Source organism: Zhaonella formicivorans (genome assembly GCF_004353525.1).
Lineage (GTDB): Bacteria > Bacillota > DUOV01 > DUOV01 > Zhaonellaceae > Zhaonella > Zhaonella formicivorans.
The window spans coordinates 3058288-3074053 of the sequence record NZ_CP085524.1; the positions used below are offsets into that span (position 1 = coordinate 3058288).

Annotated in this window: 16 protein-coding genes; 15 read left to right on the forward strand and 1 reads right to left on the reverse strand. The window is 45.4% G+C overall.

Annotated features, from left to right (window positions below; translation table 11 throughout):
• Nucleotides 1–18 precede the first annotated feature (18 nt).
• The 15 genes from EYS13_RS14995 to EYS13_RS15065 all read left to right on the forward strand — a co-directional run bounded on the left by EYS13_RS14995 (nt 19) and on the right by EYS13_RS15065 (nt 14336).
• On the forward strand, nt 19–1533 hold the full coding sequence (locus tag EYS13_RS14995) for a chemotaxis protein CheW (RefSeq protein ID WP_227764291.1): 1515 nt from the start codon (nt 19–21) through the stop codon (nt 1531–1533).
• Nucleotides 1502–2548, forward strand: a complete 1047-nt coding sequence (locus tag EYS13_RS15000; RefSeq protein ID WP_227764293.1) for a protein-glutamate methylesterase/protein-glutamine glutaminase — start codon at nt 1502–1504, stop codon at nt 2546–2548. The genes EYS13_RS14995 and EYS13_RS15000 overlap by 32 nt, the downstream gene beginning before the upstream one ends.
• Before the next feature lie 42 nt (nt 2549–2590).
• Nucleotides 2591–3391 (forward strand): CheR family methyltransferase, encoded by an 801-nt coding sequence (locus tag EYS13_RS15005; protein ID WP_227764294.1) that lies wholly within the window; start codon nt 2591–2593, stop codon nt 3389–3391.
• An 11-nt stretch (nt 3392–3402) separates the two neighbouring features.
• The gene (locus EYS13_RS15010; protein ID WP_227764297.1) at nt 3403–5820 is read left to right on the forward strand and encodes a chemotaxis protein CheA; all 2418 of its coding nucleotides are present in this window, start codon (nt 3403–3405) and stop codon (nt 5818–5820) included.
• Nucleotides 5810–6082, forward strand: a complete 273-nt coding sequence (locus EYS13_RS15015) for an STAS domain-containing protein (protein ID WP_227764299.1) — start codon at nt 5810–5812, stop codon at nt 6080–6082. Before EYS13_RS15010 ends, EYS13_RS15015 begins: the two co-directional genes overlap by 11 nt.
• 3 nt (nt 6083–6085) lie before the next feature.
• Entirely contained in the window at nt 6086–7186 is a 1101-nt protein-coding gene (locus EYS13_RS15020) for a methyl-accepting chemotaxis protein (RefSeq protein ID WP_227764301.1), read from the forward strand.
• A 10-nt stretch (nt 7187–7196) separates the two neighbouring features.
• Nucleotides 7197–7559, forward strand: coding sequence for a response regulator (locus tag EYS13_RS15025; RefSeq protein ID WP_227764304.1), 363 nt, complete (start codon nt 7197–7199; stop codon nt 7557–7559).
• A gap of 92 nt (nt 7560–7651) precedes the next feature.
• A complete protein-coding gene (locus EYS13_RS15030) occupies nt 7652–8674 on the forward strand; it encodes a response regulator (protein ID WP_227764306.1) in 1023 nt (340 codons plus the stop codon).
• A 220-nt stretch (nt 8675–8894) separates the two neighbouring features.
• Nucleotides 8895–10397, forward strand: a complete 1503-nt coding sequence (locus EYS13_RS15035) for an aminotransferase class I/II-fold pyridoxal phosphate-dependent enzyme (RefSeq protein WP_227764308.1) — start codon at nt 8895–8897, stop codon at nt 10395–10397.
• Nucleotides 10398–10557: 160 nt separating this feature from the next.
• Nucleotides 10558–10734 carry a hypothetical protein gene (locus EYS13_RS15040; protein ID WP_227764310.1) on the forward strand — a complete coding sequence of 59 codons (177 nt, stop codon included), beginning with the start codon at nt 10558–10560 and terminating at the stop codon, nt 10732–10734.
• Nucleotides 10735–11027: 293 nt separating this feature from the next.
• Entirely contained in the window at nt 11028–11309 is a 282-nt protein-coding gene (gene groES, locus EYS13_RS15045) for a co-chaperone GroES (protein ID WP_227764312.1), read from the forward strand.
• Nucleotides 11310–11339: 30 nt separating this feature from the next.
• Nucleotides 11340–12959 carry a chaperonin GroEL gene (groL, locus tag EYS13_RS15050; protein ID WP_227764313.1) on the forward strand — a complete coding sequence of 540 codons (1620 nt, stop codon included), beginning with the start codon at nt 11340–11342 and terminating at the stop codon, nt 12957–12959.
• Nucleotides 12960–13108: 149 nt separating this feature from the next.
• Nucleotides 13109–13357 carry a toxin-antitoxin system protein gene (locus EYS13_RS15055; RefSeq protein ID WP_227764315.1) on the forward strand — a complete coding sequence of 83 codons (249 nt, stop codon included), beginning with the start codon at nt 13109–13111 and terminating at the stop codon, nt 13355–13357.
• The gene (locus tag EYS13_RS15060; RefSeq protein ID WP_227764317.1) at nt 13354–13692 is read left to right on the forward strand and encodes a type II toxin-antitoxin system PemK/MazF family toxin; all 339 of its coding nucleotides are present in this window, start codon (nt 13354–13356) and stop codon (nt 13690–13692) included. Before EYS13_RS15055 ends, EYS13_RS15060 begins: the two co-directional genes overlap by 4 nt.
• A gap of 248 nt (nt 13693–13940) precedes the next feature.
• A complete protein-coding gene (locus EYS13_RS15065) occupies nt 13941–14336 on the forward strand; it encodes a cytidine deaminase (protein WP_227764319.1) in 396 nt (131 codons plus the stop codon).
• Between the two features lie 4 nt (nt 14337–14340).
• Here the strand turns inward: EYS13_RS15065 and EYS13_RS15070 are convergent, their stop codons facing one another.
• Nucleotides 14341–15669: a pyrimidine-nucleoside phosphorylase gene (locus tag EYS13_RS15070; RefSeq protein ID WP_423055285.1), complete on the reverse strand. Its 1329-nt coding sequence runs from the start codon at nt 15667–15669 to the stop codon at nt 14341–14343.
• Nucleotides 15670–15766 lie beyond the last annotated feature (97 nt).

Here is a 15766-nt window from a genome sequence, read left to right on the forward strand (position 1 = left end):
CTGGAGAGGATGATCTAAATGTCAATTGATGTCGAAAGATTAGAGCAGTATGTGACATTTCATTTAGCCGGAGAACGGTATGGGATACCTATAAACAAGGTCCAGGAGATTATCAGGCTTCCTGAGATCACTAAAGTGCCGCAGGCGCCCGAATACGTAGAAGGACTGGCAAATTTGCGGGGCATGATTGTGACAGTAATCAACGGAAGGCTGAAATTTAACCTTCTGACTAAAGAACATGATGAAGATACCCGGGTAATTATTCTGGCCCTTGATAACAGGACCGCCGGTTATATAGTAGATTCAATCTCGGAGGTGATCTCCGTTGCCCAAAATGAGATTGAAAATGTCCCAGAGGATTTGCCTAACAATGGATGCCTTTCAGGTTTAATCCGCAGCGAAAAAGGGGTCATACTTCTGCTGGATGCCGAGAAGCTGGTAGGTAGCAGCTATGAGGCAAAATGGAAAACAAAAGAAGAAAATGTTAGTGACAAAAGAAATCTGGCCGGGGAAAAGCAGGAATTGTCTGAAGAACGGCAACTGGTGAGTTTTAACGTAGGCAGTGAAGAGTACGCCCTGGATATTGCCCACGTGCAGGAAATTGTAGGGTATCCGGAAAGCTTAAGCACAGTCCCCACATTTCCTTATTATGCCCAAGGGATAATGGTTTTACGGGAGAGCATGCTTCCTGTCGTGAGTTTGGCAAAACTTATCGGAGCCGGTGAGGCGGAAGATAAGACAAGAAGCAGGGTAGTAGTGCTGACCAGCGGCGGTAACTCGGCCGGCCTGGGTATGAGCGTTGACAGTGTTTCCGAGGTTTTGCGGGTGCGGGAAGACTCTATCGGGGAACTCCCCGAATACCTTGTGGGGAGCGGCAACATTAAACTCACCGGCGTGTGCAAACTGGACGGAGGCAAAAGGCTTGTCTACCTTCTTGACCCTGATTTTCTGTTAAGCCTTAATGATGTAAAACTGGTCTCGCAAAAAAACGATGGGGAGGCAAATTTTAAGCTACAAGAGGCAAGTGATCATGAAGGCCAATTCATAGTTTTTAAACTTGCCGGTCAAGTGTTTATGACTGAAATATCCTCGGTACGGGAAATCCTCAATGTTCCTGAAATCTTTGCCGTACCGCAAGCGCCCGGCTTTGTGGAAGGTGTGATCAATATCAGGGGAAGGATTATTCCTGTAGTTGATTTGAGGAGGCGCCTTGACCTAGGCTATTTGGAGCGGGAAGAGCAAAACAGAATAGTCGTGGTGGAGTTAGATGGCAGTTTAACAGGATTTATCGTAGATGCGGTAAAGGAAGTGAAAAAAATTCCTTTGGCTAATATCGAGCCACCCGACGTCTTGAGTGGAGTAGGCTTAGACTTTGCTCATGTGGTGGGCATAGCAAAACTTAACGCAGAGGGACTGATAGCAATGGTATTAGACCTAAAATGCCTGCTAAGCGGTTTCGAACGAAAAATCCTTTCCTCATTAACGAGGGAGGGAGAAAAAGGTGAAGTCGAAAATCCGGGTGTTGTTAGCTGATGATTCGGCGCTGATGAGGAAATATATCAAAGAAATATTGGAGCAAGACCCTCAGCTGGAGGTTGTTGCCCTGGCCAGGGATGGAGAAGAAGTAGTGGGGTATGCAAGGGAGACCCGGCCTGATGTGATCACCATGGATATTAACATGCCTAAAATGGACGGCCTCACTGCCCTGCAGTACATTATGAACACCACCCCCTGCCCTGTTGTAATACTCTCGTCACTGGCCAAAAAAGGAGAGTTGGTGACTTTTGAGGCTTTGGAGCTGGGAGCGGTGGATTATATCGCCAAACCCGACGGCACAGTCTCCTTGGAAATTAATAAAATTGCCGATGAAATCAGAAGAAAGGTAAAAGCGGCGGCTCAGGCCAATCTCAGGGCCGCCGTGCGTACCTTGCAAAAGACCGAAGCAAAGGCTGCACACAGTTTCTCCCGCGGAAAGAATAAATTGGTAGTGATAGGTGTTTCCACCGGGGGACCGAAGACACTGTCGGAAATACTTCCCATGTTGCCTAGAGATTTTCCCGCCCCAATTTTAGTTGTACAGCACATGCCAAGCAATTTTACCGCCTCTTTTGCCAGTCGCTTAAATTCCATCTGCCGGTTACAGGTTGCGGAAGCCAAGGACAGGCAGGAAATTAATCAGGGTTGCATCCTTGTTGCCCCGGGTGATTTGCACTTAAAGGTTGAAAGGAAGCTGAACGGTAAGCTCATGGCACGGATCACCAAAGAACCGAGCGGGACCCTTTTTCGCCCATCGGTTGATGTCACCATGGAATCAGCGCTGAAAGTGGCGGGAAGAGATTTAGTTGGGGTACTCCTTACGGGCATGGGAGATGACGGGGCAAACGCCATGGTGAAGATTAAAAATAGTGGAGGAAAAACCATAGTTGAGTCCAGTGAGACGGCAATTGTCTGGGGAATGCCTAAAGAAGCGCTAAACCGCGGGGGGGCAGAAGTTGTGGCTCCCTCCTACAAGATTGCCGAAGAAATTATAAAAGCAGTAACCATATAATGCAAAGGTGAAAGTACTACCTTGGCAATAAGGAGTTAAATAATGAATTTAGAAGAATTTGAGATCTTTCAGGAGATTATCTACAAAAAAACCGGTATTCTCTTTGAAACGAAAAAGCTTTATTATGTAGAGCGCAGGATTAAAGAGCGAATGAAATATCATAACATAGAGGATCTGAAGAGTTACGCCCGGATGCTAAAGTATGATTACGAAAGCCGTGAGCTGGAAACGTTGGTCAACTCCTTAACAGTAAACGAGACTTATTTTTTCCGCGAATACGAGCAGCTAAAACTATTTGCGGAGCATATCCTGCCGCTTTTGACCAGGCGTAAAAGGGAGCGGCAGATCAATGTTCTATCTGCAGGTTGTTCTACGGGGGATGAACCCTATACGCTGGCCATAATACTGAATGAAATGTTGGACAGCGATTGGAATTATGAGGTTGTGGCTGTGGATATCAATACCGATGTTTTAAACTATGCCAGGGCCGGTATTTACATAGAAAGAGCGATTAGGGAGGTCCCTCGTGTCTACCTGGAAAAATATTTTGAAAAAAACGGCAGCAGTTATGCTGTAAAACCAATGCTTAAAGAGAAAGTTACTTTTTTGCACAGAAACCTGCAGCACGGTTTGCCGGATTACGAGCAGTACTTTGATGCAATCTTTTGCAGGAATGTCTTAATTTATTTTGATGACAAGAGCAGGACTGCTGCTATAGAAAATCTTTACCGGGCCCTGATCCCAAGCGGGTATGTATTTCTCGGTCATTCCGAGTCCATGGGATTATTTTCCAATTTATTTCGGGCTGAACAGATTAATTCTACTACCGTTTACAGGCGTTAGGGGGCGAGTTTGTGCAGGAGGAATTGCTGAAAACTTTTTTGGCAGAATCAGAAGAGCTGATTGAAGATATAGACGAAAACTTGCTTGCTTTAGAAAAGTTGCCCGCTAGCAAAGAAATAGTGGATAAATTATTCAGGGCTTTTCATACCCTCAAAGGCTCCGCCGGTCTGGTGGGATTTCAGGATGTAATGGTAGTCGCCCATGGCTTGGAAGATGTGTTGGACGAAATAAGATCAGGTAAAAGGTCAGTTAATACTAAGCTGATTAATCTTTTACTTTCGGGTTCGGACCTTTTAAGAGCCGCTATTCAGATGGAAATGGAAGGGGAAAAGCTGCCCAAGGGACATCTGGCGGGTTATTTGGCTGAGCTGAATGAAAATTCAAGCGAAAACACAGCCGTGACAATGTCACGGGAAGAGAAGAACTGGCAGGACAAGGACTTATCCCATATCCCTTTGGAAAAACGCACCGTTCTTTTAAGCCTGCTGCTTGACAAAGCTCCGCTGTATTACACGGGTTTAACCTGCCCGCCAGATATATTTTACCGGGCCATCGACCCTTTAAGTTTATTCATTAGCGCCGTCAAGGAAGGCAGCGGGAATTTTTTATATTTTAGTTGTTCCGCAGAAGATTTGCCAACGGTCCAGGAGTTTGACCCGGAACAATGCTATCTCAGGCTGGAAGGCATTACCGAACTTGGTTCCCTGGACAATTTTTTAGCAAGCCTGGAATTTATCGCTGATGAAGCAGAGATAGAAGCTTTTCCGCTCTCCCCCGAAATGCTTTTTGCCGAAAATCTAATCTTTCCTCTGCACAGAACGGAACAAGAACTGATTAAAATAGAGGAATTGGTGAACATCCTAAAAACCGGTCCCACTGGAAGTAAGACCGATATTTTGGCGAAGCTGGATGAGTTCCTGCGAGCGGCCAGGGAAGTCCAAGCAACCTTCATCTGGTGGCAATGCGAAACGGGTTATCTCAATGACTCCATATTATTAGCCCATTTGCTGCATATTTTTGTAAAAAGAAACGATACTTACGAAGATGCTTTAAACGTTATTGTTGAGCATGTACTCGAGTTGTTAAATGAATACCTGTCTACCTACGGTGAGGGGGCTTACCCCACTCTTTCGCCCGCAGCCGCTGCCGAAGAGATTTTGGAATTAATAACTCTTGCACGGCCTGATAGCGCCGGTACATTGGCGGTCCATAAGTTTTCTATTGCTGCTCCTGACCACGCCCCTCGTTCGGAAATGCTCAGGGTGGAAAGTAAAAAAGTTGATAAGCTCATGGAACTGGCGGAAGAACTGATGATAATCAAAAACAGTTTGGAGTACTGGCTTAATGCCGTACAAAAGGCAATTACGGAGGAAGCTCAAGCGCAAGCTATAAAAGAACAGCATTTAGCCCTGACCAGAGTTACCAGGGAAATCCAGGATGAAATTGCCACAATGCGCATGGTGCCCATCGGGCAAGTTTTTCAAAAATTTACACGTTTTGTCAGGGATACGGCGCTTAAATTAGGTAAAGAAGTAAGCATTTCTTTTAAGGGAGAAGATACCTGTCTTGATAAAAATGTGGTGGAGAGTTTGTACGAGCCGCTGCTGCATTTAATCCGCAACTCCATTGATCACGGCATGGAAACCAGTGAGGATAGAAGGAGGGCAGGTAAAAAAGTACCGGGTTGTATCTCCCTAAATGCTTACCGGGAGGGAAGTTCTGTCATTGTAGAGGTTGAGGATGACGGGCGGGGAATTGACTGCGCAAAGGTCCTGGAGAAAGCAGTTGCCAAAGGGTTAATTACTGTCGAAGAAGCTGAGCGGCTTTCCGTTAAAGAAATAATTAGGCTGATTTTTAAACCGGGCTTTAGCACGGCAGACAGTATTACTGACATTTCCGGTCGGGGAGTGGGCATGGATGCGGTCTTAACAGTTGTAGAGGGTCTGGGGGGGACGGTAGACCTGGATAGTGAAGGACAAAAAGGCACGGTGGTAAAAATCTCGGTGCCTCTCACTGTGACTACCAGCCGGGTTTTAGTTATTCAGGCAGGTAAGGTCGAGGTAGGAATAGCGGTGGAAGATATAGAGAGAATAAGCAGCGCCTCAAAAGATCAGCTTAGGGACTATAATGGACATAAGCTTATAACCCAAGGTAACAATGTGGTGCCTCTGGTGCATTTAGGGGAATTGCTGGCTGTGAGCGGTCAAGAAAACAGCGCAACCGATGAATACAGAATTGTAACTTTGTACAACGGTGTAGGCGCAATCGTAGATAAAATAAACGGAGACGAAAATGTAGTAGTGAGGAAGATAGCAGGGGAGATTGGACAACTCCCCATGTATAAAGGCGCAGCTTTAAGGGGGAATGGTAAAGTGCTGATGGTCTTGGATGCCGGATATTTGAAAGGGTGCTTGGGACATGCCGTTTAACTTGACAGAGAATAAAGTTACGCTCTCCGGCTCTTTTGGCATAGAGGAAGTAAGCGAATGCTGGGATTTAATCAAGGGCCGCGGGATTGAAAATTTTGCTGAACTGGATTTGTCCGGTCTCGAGAAAATAGATCTTGCCGGCTGGCAAATAGTACTTATGCTTTTGAGAGAATGTCCGGGGATTGAGGTGAAAAAGCCCCTTGCACCGGCACAGGAGTTGGAACTGCTTGTGGCTGCATTAAGTATCAAGAGGGGAGCGTAAGCAGTGATAACAGCACTGTATATAATCGGCGGGCTGCTTTCGACGGTGGCGGCTTTCCTAATTGGTTTTCAGATTGGGAAGAAAAATGCTGCAGTAGTACCTGAAAGGGTGCCGGAAACATGGAAGGAAGAATTGCCGGAAGCGCTTACCCCTATCATGAGCGAGCCGTTAGTTGAAGGGCCTGAAGGGAAGCTAATAACAGAGTCGGAAAAAGAGGTCATAACCGATGTGCTCACCATAGCCCAAAAAAACATTGCCGATGTCATCAAGGAAACGGAAGAGGCGTTTCTTACCCTCGGTCATTCAATTTCTAACATGGGAGAGACAGGCAAGCGGCTAACAAAAGACGTATCTGAGGCAATAACGGAAGCCTCTGTGATGATTAAGGAGGCTAGCAAAAAATCCCTGTCCGTACTTGCTGCCTTTGCCGGCGAAGTCAATGCTAGCGCGCAAAACTGTGAAGAAATTTCTGATAAAATATTAAAAGATTTGTCCCAATTTGTGGAGCGAATCGGTGATATAGCAGCCCAGACAAACCTGCTGAGTCTAAATGCCTCCATCGAGGCTGCCAGAGCTGGGGAATACGGTCGCGGCTTTGCCGTAGTGGCCGGTGAAGTCAGAAAGCTTTCCGATACCACTGCCAAGACTGTGAAGAAGGTGGAAGAACTTGCAGGAGAAATGTCCGCTTCGTTAAAAGGTATAGCTCAGGAATTAAAAATAAGCAAAGAACAAGTGGACCGGGAACAAATTCAACTGCAAAACAGCTCCGCTGTATCCGAAGAAAAATTACAAAATCTCATCAGCGTGGTCCTTGGTCTAATCGACCAAGCTTTGGAAAAAATGAGCGAAGCACTTACTGCTGTACAATTTCAGGATATAACGAGGCAAAAACTGGAGCATGTTGCTGTTACATTGGAAGAGATTAAGGGAGGCTTAAGTGAATCTGGGAACATCGATACCAATCTGTTAAACAACCTTGCCCGGAAATACAGCACTTTTGCAGAAAGGAAAAACCATTTGGAAGTAACGGGAAAACAGCTGGGCCAAGAGGGAATCGTGGGCAGAGTATCTGGAGAGCTGGGAACAAATATCGAATTCTTCTAGGGGGATAGGTATGGCAAAAGTATTGATTGTAGATGATTCAAGCACAGTGCGGCTGTCTTTAAAAACTGCTTTAACAAATGCGGGCTGTACGGTGGAAGAGGCAAAAGACGGTGTAGAAGCGCTGCAAAAAGTAAATTCAAATAAGTTCAATGCTATCTTCACAGATTTAAATATGCCCAAAATGGACGGGATTAATTTTATCAGAGAAGTGAGGAGAATTCCTAATTACCGCTTTACCCCTATCATGATGCTCACTACCGAATCAACCCTGGAAAAAAAAGAGGAAGGTAAAAAAGCAGGCGCTACAGGTTGGATAGTTAAACCCTTCACCCCAGAGCAACTGACTCAAGTTTTAAAGCGCATAAATTTATAAAATAAAGCTATAACAATTAAATTCCTCACTAAAGATCATTATCCAAGCCTTCTTAACCTTCTTAGTCTACCGTAAACCTGGGGTGATTAGTTTTGCATATTCTGCTAGTAGAAGAAGATTTGAAGAGTAGGATAAAATTAGTACACCTTTTGGAAAGCTGGGGACATACGGTAGAAGAATGTGATAATGGCTTTGAGGCTGTCAAAAAGTTTAGCCGGGGTTATTTTCAATTAGTTTTGTCGGAAGTTAAATTATCGCAAATTGACGGTTTGAAACTGGTAAAGCTGTTAAAATCTTTAGAGGTAAAAAATCCCTTTGAGATAATTCTCTTTACAGAATCTTACGATATAAAAACTGCTATAGAAGCTTTCAGGGAGGGCGCCAATGACTACTTGCTCAAGCCTTTAAGCATAAGTGATTTGGATAATGCGCTCAAAAGAGTTTTACAGAGACATGAGATGTTAACCGACAAACAGGAATATAGGATCATAATCTGTGATGATTTTTTGAGTAGAGAAGGCATTAAAGCCATTTTCAGGCATTACGCCAATAATTTTATAGTAGTGGGAGAAACCTCGTCAGTCAATAATGTACTCCGTTTGATAGACAAAAATGCTCCTGATTTGCTTTTTGTTGATTATACCTTTGCCGAACGGGATAATATTTTGGCGTTGTGTAAAACAGTTAAAGCTACATACCCTGGTATTAAAATATTTGTTCTGGCCTCACAGGGAAATAAAAGAGCTGCAAAAGAGATTATCGGCGCAGGAGCTAACGGTTTTATTATCAAACAAAGTTTAAAGCAAGCTGATAATTTTTTGGAATTAGTAAATATGATTACTGAAGGTAAAATTTATGTTGATCCGGAGCTAAAAAAAAATAATTGGCATCCAATGCATGCTGACTGTGCTGCAGTGGAAACGCTCTTAACCGACAAAGAGTTTCTGGTGCTCCGGTGTTTGGCTGAAGGAAAAAATAACAGGCAAATTGCCGAACAGCTGTTTATTAGCTGCTCAACTGTCCGCAATTATATCAGCAGTATTCTGAACAAGCTGCACCTTACTGACCGGGCAAGCGCGATCGTGTATGCAGTAAAATATTTTTCCAACATATAGGGCTCATAGCACTCTTGGGAGTGCTATTGTTGTTTCCAATAGTTCAAAAAATTGTATGGGTTGAACCATTTGCCACCTGCTGTCATGATCGTCTACCCGACTGCCTAAAAATTATCATTTTGTGCAATATTTTTGCTTGAATTCACCCTTTATTTATGCTCTAATATATCTATGCGTAAAATTGGCACAGATAAGTCAGCACCAAAGGAGGTATGAGCGGATGAAACATCGGCAAGAACGTACACCTGTATTTGACGCTGTAAAAAAGTACTTTGCTGATGGCACGGTCCCTTTTCATGTACCCGGTCACAAACTGGGTAAGGGAATCCCTGAGTTCAGAGATTATGTGGGAGAAAACGTTTTAGGCATAGATTTAACCTGTTTTCCCGATACGGATAATATCTGTAACCCCAGGGGTGTTATAGCCGAAGCTGAAGCTCTGGCTGCCGAAGCCTATGGTGCTGACCATGCGTTTTTCCTGGTCAACGGGACCACTTCCGGTATTCAGGCCATGATCATGTCAGTATGTGAACCGGGGGATAAGATTATAATCCCCAGAAATGCTCATAAATCTGCCATCGGAGGGCTGATTATGAGCGGGGCCAGGCCAGTCTATATAGAGCCTGAGATGAATGAGGACTTTGGCATTTCCATGGGGGTAACCCCGGAGAAAATTGCCTGGACACTGCACCACCATCCCGATGCCAGAGCCGTCTTTATTATTAACCCGAACTATTACGGCACCGCTTCCGATTTGGCGGAGATAGTGGCAATTGCCCATTCCTTTGGGGTGCCGGTAATCGTAGATGAGGCTCACGGTGCCCATTTAAAATTCCACCGGGAGCTACCTGTTTCCGCAATGGAAGCCGGTGCTGACCTGGCAGCCAGCAGCACCCATAAGCTGGTGGGTTCTTTGACTCAGAGTTCCATCCTTTTATTAAAGGAAGGTTTGGTCAACCCCAAGCGGGTGAAAGCAGTCCTTAACCTCACCCAAACTACCAGCCCTTCATATATACTGCTCTCTTCCCTGGATGTGGCAAGGAAGCAGATTGCCACCAAAGGAGAAGAATTGATTTCCCGTACTATACAGTTGGCCAAGTGGGTAAGGGAGGAGTTAAGGGCAGTTCAAGGCTTAAGGCTTTTCGGCGAGAATTTAGTCGGTCACCCCGGCTGTTTTGCTTTCGATATAACTAAAGTTACCATTAATGTGCAGGGCCTGGGAATGTCAGGTTATGAAATGGAAAATATTTTGCGCTCTGAATTTAAACTCCAGGTTGAACTGTCTGATCTGTACAACGTGATCTTTTTAATAACCCTGGGCGATACTTGGGAAAGCGTACATTACCTGGTGGACTGCGTAAAACAAATTGCAGGACGCCGTACCTTGAGAAATGTGGTCAAGTTCTGCCCGCCGGTGCCTGAAATTCCCCAGGTGAGCGTTTCCCCCAGGGAGGCTTTCTACAGCTCAACAAAGGTTATTGATCTGCAGGATGCAGCCGGAGAAATCAGTGCTGAGGCTATTATGGCTTACCCGCCGGGGATTCCGCTCATTTGCCCAGGTGAAATCATCACCCAGGAGATTATTGATTACGTCAACATTTTAAAACAGGAGCATGCTGACCTGCAGGGGACGGAAGACCCGCAGATCAGCAGGATTAAAGTATTAAAACCGGCTGTAGCCAAGAGAATAGTGGAAGAAGATATTGTAGGAGAGGTTGGTTAAAGAAAAAAGCAGTACAGGCAGCTTAGACCTGTGCTGCTTTTTTCTTTCATAATAGATGGCCGGCAATTGCATACAATAATCAGTAAAATGAGTTGAGCAGCAGGAAAAAAAAACAGCGAGGCGAATTGTCAAATTAAGAATGCAAACGGAGGTGAACAGTGTGGAACTGATCTTAATCCTGATTTTTGCTGTATTGATAATTTATTATATTGTCAAGCAAATTCGGGAACCAGGTTATGCTATTTTTCCTTTGAACCGGATCAGAGAATACGGACAGGGAACGGCCTACGCTGTACAAGAAAAAAGCTGCGTTGCCGATGAGCAACAACAACATTAAAAAGCTGTGGTAAGCGTGCCTGCTAGGGGCACGATTTTTTTGGGTTTTGATGCTGAGGCGGTATGAGCAAAATGCTCGGCCGCGGGTGATTGTTTTTGCAATGGCGGGGGTATGAAAATTGTACCAGGGGCAATAATAATCACGGGTATTTTTATGTTTGTCCGTGTCTCTGTGGAAAATTTTTTAGCTGGCCGCACTTGACAAACCATAATTACCCTTTGTATCATATAATTGGTTGTTAGCACTAGCCGATAGTGAGTGCTAACAGAAAAATAACTGAAGGAGGGATGCAGATGTTAAAACCATTAGCTGACCGGGTCGTGGTAAAAGTAATCTCCGCTGAGGAAAAAACCCAAGGAGGTATCGTTCTGCCCGATACTGCCAAGGAAAAGCCCCAGGAGGCAGAAGTTGTTGCAGTAGGTCCTGGTAAAATTTTAGAGAACGGGTCCAGGCAGGCTCCTGAGGTTAAAGTTGGGGATAGGGTTATTTTTGCCAAGTACAGCGGTACCGAAGTCAAGTTAGATGGTGTTGAATACCTGATCCTCAGAGAAAGTGATATTTTAGCAATAAAGTAATTTGATTAAATATAAAAGGAGGGAATACATATGGCTGGTAAACAACTAGCTTTTGATGAACAAGCCAGACGGGCTTTGGAACGCGGCGTCAACGCAGTTGCCGACGCAGTAAAAGTTACCTTAGGTCCAAAAGGCCGTAATGTTGTTCTGGAAAGAAAGTTTGGTTCGCCGGTTATTACCAAAGACGGCGTTACTGTAGCCAAAGAAATTGAGCTGAAAGATCCTTATGAAAACATGGGCGCCCAGCTGTGCAAAGAAGTAGCATCCAAAACCAATGATATCGCCGGTGACGGTACTACTACCGCTACTGTTTTAGCACAGGCCATCGTCAAAGAAGGGTTAAAAAATGTTGCTGCCGGTGCTAACCCCATTTTCCTCAAGAGAGGTATGGACAAGGCTGTGGAGGCAGCAGTAAAAGAAATTCAAAAAATCAGCATTCCCGTTGAAACCAGGGAGAGCATCGCTCACGTTGCTTCCATTGCTGCGAACGACGAAGCTATTGGCGAATTGATTGCCGAGGCAATGGAAAAAGTAGGCCGGGACGGCGTAATCACCGTGGAAGATTCCAAAGGCATGACCACCACTGTGGAAGTTGTTGAGGGTATGGAATTTGACCGCGGCTATGTATCCCCTTACTTCGTTACCAACGCGGAAACCATGGAGGTTAACCTGGAAGAGCCTTATATCCTGATCCACGAGAAAAAGATTTCAGCTATCCAGGACCTGTTACCGCTCCTGGAAAAAGTGGTCAGGACAGGTAAACCTCTCCTTATTATCGCCGAAGATATTGAAGGCGAAGCGCTGGCAACTTTGGTTGTCAACAAGATCCGCGGCACATTGAATGTGGCTGCTGTTAAGGCCCCCGGTTTTGGTGACCGCAGAAAGGCTATGATGGAGGATATTGCCATCTTAACCGGCGGTACATTTATCTCCGAAGATATGGGCATTAAGCTGGAAAACGTTGACCTTGGCATGCTTGGTCAAGCCAAGAAAGTTAAGATCAACAAAGAGAAAACCACAATTGTCGAAGGTGTCGGCTCTAAGGAAGCCGTTCAAGCCAGGGTTAATCAGATCAAGCGTCAAATCGAGGAAACCGAATCCGATTATGACCGCGAAAAACTGCAAGAAAGACTGGCTAAACTGGCTGGCGGCGTAGCTGTGATTAAGATTGGTGCCGCTACTGAGACTGAAATGAAAGAGAAGAAGCACCGGGTAGAAGATGCCCTCTCCGCTACCAGGGCTGCCGTGGAAGAAGGTATCGTTCCTGGCGGTGGAACTACCCTGATCAATATTATCCCTGCTTTAGACTCTGTTGAAGCCAGCGGCGATGAGCTGGTGGGTGTTCAGACCATCCGCCGTGCTCTGGAAGAGCCTCTGCGCCAGATCGCTTCCAACGCAGGTTTGGAAGGTTCCGTGGTTGTGGGTAAAGTAAAAGAATCGCCAAAAGGCGTCGGCTTTAACGCTGTAACTGAAGAATACGTTGATATGATTAAAGCAGGTATCGTTGACCCGGCAAAAGTTACCAGAAGCGCCCTGCAGAATGCGGTCAGCATCGCATCCATGCTCCTCACTACCGAAGCAGTGGTTGCTGAGATTCCGGAAAAACCAAAGGCCGGAGGACCTCCAATGCCTCCTGAAATGGATTACTAAGATCCAGTTAAAAAAGCCTTCTCCGTTGAGGGGAAGGCTTTTTTAGCTTAGGCGGAGTCCTTAGTCAACGCAGAGTAATTTTCAGCTATTTTGTTGACGGGTATGTATACATGTTAGTATACTAAAATATAGAAAGGAGAGTGTTTATTGTGCCAAGCAATGTTAGGGTAACCGATAATACCTGGAAAACACTGCGGGAAATTGCTACCCAAGCAGGAGAATCTATGCAAGTGATCCTGGAAAAAGCGGTAGAAGATTACCGGCGTAAAATTCTTTTGGAAGAGGCGAACAAGGCTTACCTTGCTCTTAAAAATGATTCGGAAGCATGGCAAGGCGAAAAAAAGGAACGGCTGGAATGGGATGAAACTTTAAAAGATAATTTGGAGGAAAATGAATGAAACCGTCAAGAGGTGAAATTTGGCTGGTTGACTTAAACCCTGTTAGGGGACATGAGCAAGCGGGAAAAAGACCGGCCCTGGTGGTATCTGTTGACCTTTTCAATCATGGACCGGCTGAACTGGCACTTGTAATACCAATAACAACAAAAAAGAAAAGTATTCCTTTACATGTTGAAGTTAGCCCAATGGAATCCGGTTTACATGAAATAAGCTATATAAAATGCGAAGATATTAGATCTGTTTCGAGAGAGCGTTTGTCTATGCGGATAGGGTCAGTCTCTGATAAAACTTTGGCTATGGTAGAGGATCGCTTGAGAATACTGTTAGGGCTTTAACTATCCCGTTTTCATGTAAAATACTTTTAAGATCATCTATCAAAATTGAAGGCCTTAAAAAATTAATATTTTCAAGCTTATCAAAGTAGTAGTGGTAGAATAAGGCATCAATATCGGAACCTTCGAATACTGGTTTTTTTTCTTATCATAATCATAGAGTTAGGCCATCACTGGTACAAGGCATTTAGTTTGCTAATGTTGGCTAGGAGGATAACAGTATTAGACAATAAGAGGGAGGGTGATTCTGTATGAATCCTCAGGAATTAATTCAAGCCGCGTTAGATGCCAAGAAACATGCTTACGTTCCCTACTCTAAATTCCCTGTGGGGGCCGCTTTGTTAACCAAATCGGGCAAGATCTATACGGGCTGCAATGTGGAGATTGGCTCCATTGGGCTCACCATCTGTGCGGAACGCACCGCCGTTGTTAAAGCCGTTTCCGAAGGAGAAAAAGAGTTTAGCGCCATTTGCTGTGTTGCCGATACCGAGGAATATTGTTCCCCGTGCGGTGCGTGCCGGCAGTTTATTGCTGAGTTTGGCATGGATACTGTCGTCATCATGGCCAATAAGCACGGGGATTATAAGACAGCTCCAATCTCAGGACTCTTACCCCATGCTTTCGTGCTGGATAAAGAGCTGGACTAATTCCTTAATATGTTTTGGAACCGGAGGAAGTTACGACCCCGAAAATCAAAGGTCTTTTTCCCGGGGCGTTGGCGCTTAATTCGATTGCCTGCAGTATTTTTTTCTCCGCCAGCTTTGTCTTTTCGGGATCGTTGGAGTGAATAACTGCCAGCACATCGCCTGCCTGGGCGTAATCGCCCAATTTTTTGTGTAAGACCAGACCTACGGCAAGGTCGATGGAGCTTTCCTTCGTTTCCCGCCCGGCACCTAATACAAGGGAGGCGAAACCGATCTCCTCCGCATTTATTTTAGCTATGAAGCCGGCTTTGGGGGCTTTAACCTCCGTTATTAGTCTCGCTTTGGGGAGACAGTTGTCAGGACTTTCAACTGCAGTTATGTCCCCACCCTGGGCTGCAACGAATTCTTTAAATTTATTAAAAGCTGCTCCTTTTTCCACCAGCTCTTGTAACCTGGCTCTTGCTTCTTCTGCGGAAGAAGCCTTTTTAGCTAAGAGGAGCATGTTGGCGCCTAGGGTTAAACACAACTCGTATAAGTCCTTTGGGCCGTTACCCTGCAAAGTGGCTATGGCCTCTTTGACCTCCAGGGCGTTGCCTACGGCATAACCCAGTGGTTGTTCCATGTCCGAAATTACTGCTACCGTTTCCCGGCCAACGCCGGCACCGATATCGACCATTTCCCTGGCCAGTGCAAAAGAATCTTCTACAGTCTTCATAAAGGCGCCGGAACCCGTTTTTACATCCAGCAGGATCTTGTCTGCGCCGCTGGCAATTTTTTTCGACATGACGCTGGCGGCAATTAAAGAAACATTGTCAACTGTGGCGGTGGTATCCCGCAAAGCGTAGAGCTTTTTATCAGCAGGGGCCAGGTTGGCTGTCTGTCCGGCAATGGCCAGGCCGATGCGGTTCACGTTATTGATAAACTGCTCTTTGGAGAGTTCCACGGAAAAGCCGGGGATTGATTCCAACTTGTCAATGGTCCCACCGGTATGCCCTAAACCACGACCGCTCATTTTGGCTACCTTGACTCCCGCAGCCGCAACCATAGGGCCCAATATTAGCGAAACTTTATCGCCCACACCTCCGGTGCTGTGTTTGTCTACTTTGATTCCCTCAATCCCCGACAGGTCCAGCATTTCACCGGACCGGGCCATGGCCATGGTCAAGTCGGCAGTTTCCCTCTTAGTCATTTTTTGAAAGAAGATAGCCATTAAGAGGGCTGAGGCCTGGTAATCGGGTATTCTGCCTGTCAAATACCCCTCGATAAAAAATTCTATCTCTGCCTTAGTCATTTCCCCTCCATTGCGTTTTTTCAGGATAAGGTCATACATTCTCATAGCCTCACACCTCGTTTCTCAGTTACTCCACTGATTTATCTTATTTTTGAACATGGCATGCACTCTTGTGTGCTGAAAATTTTTCATTGGTCTTTTA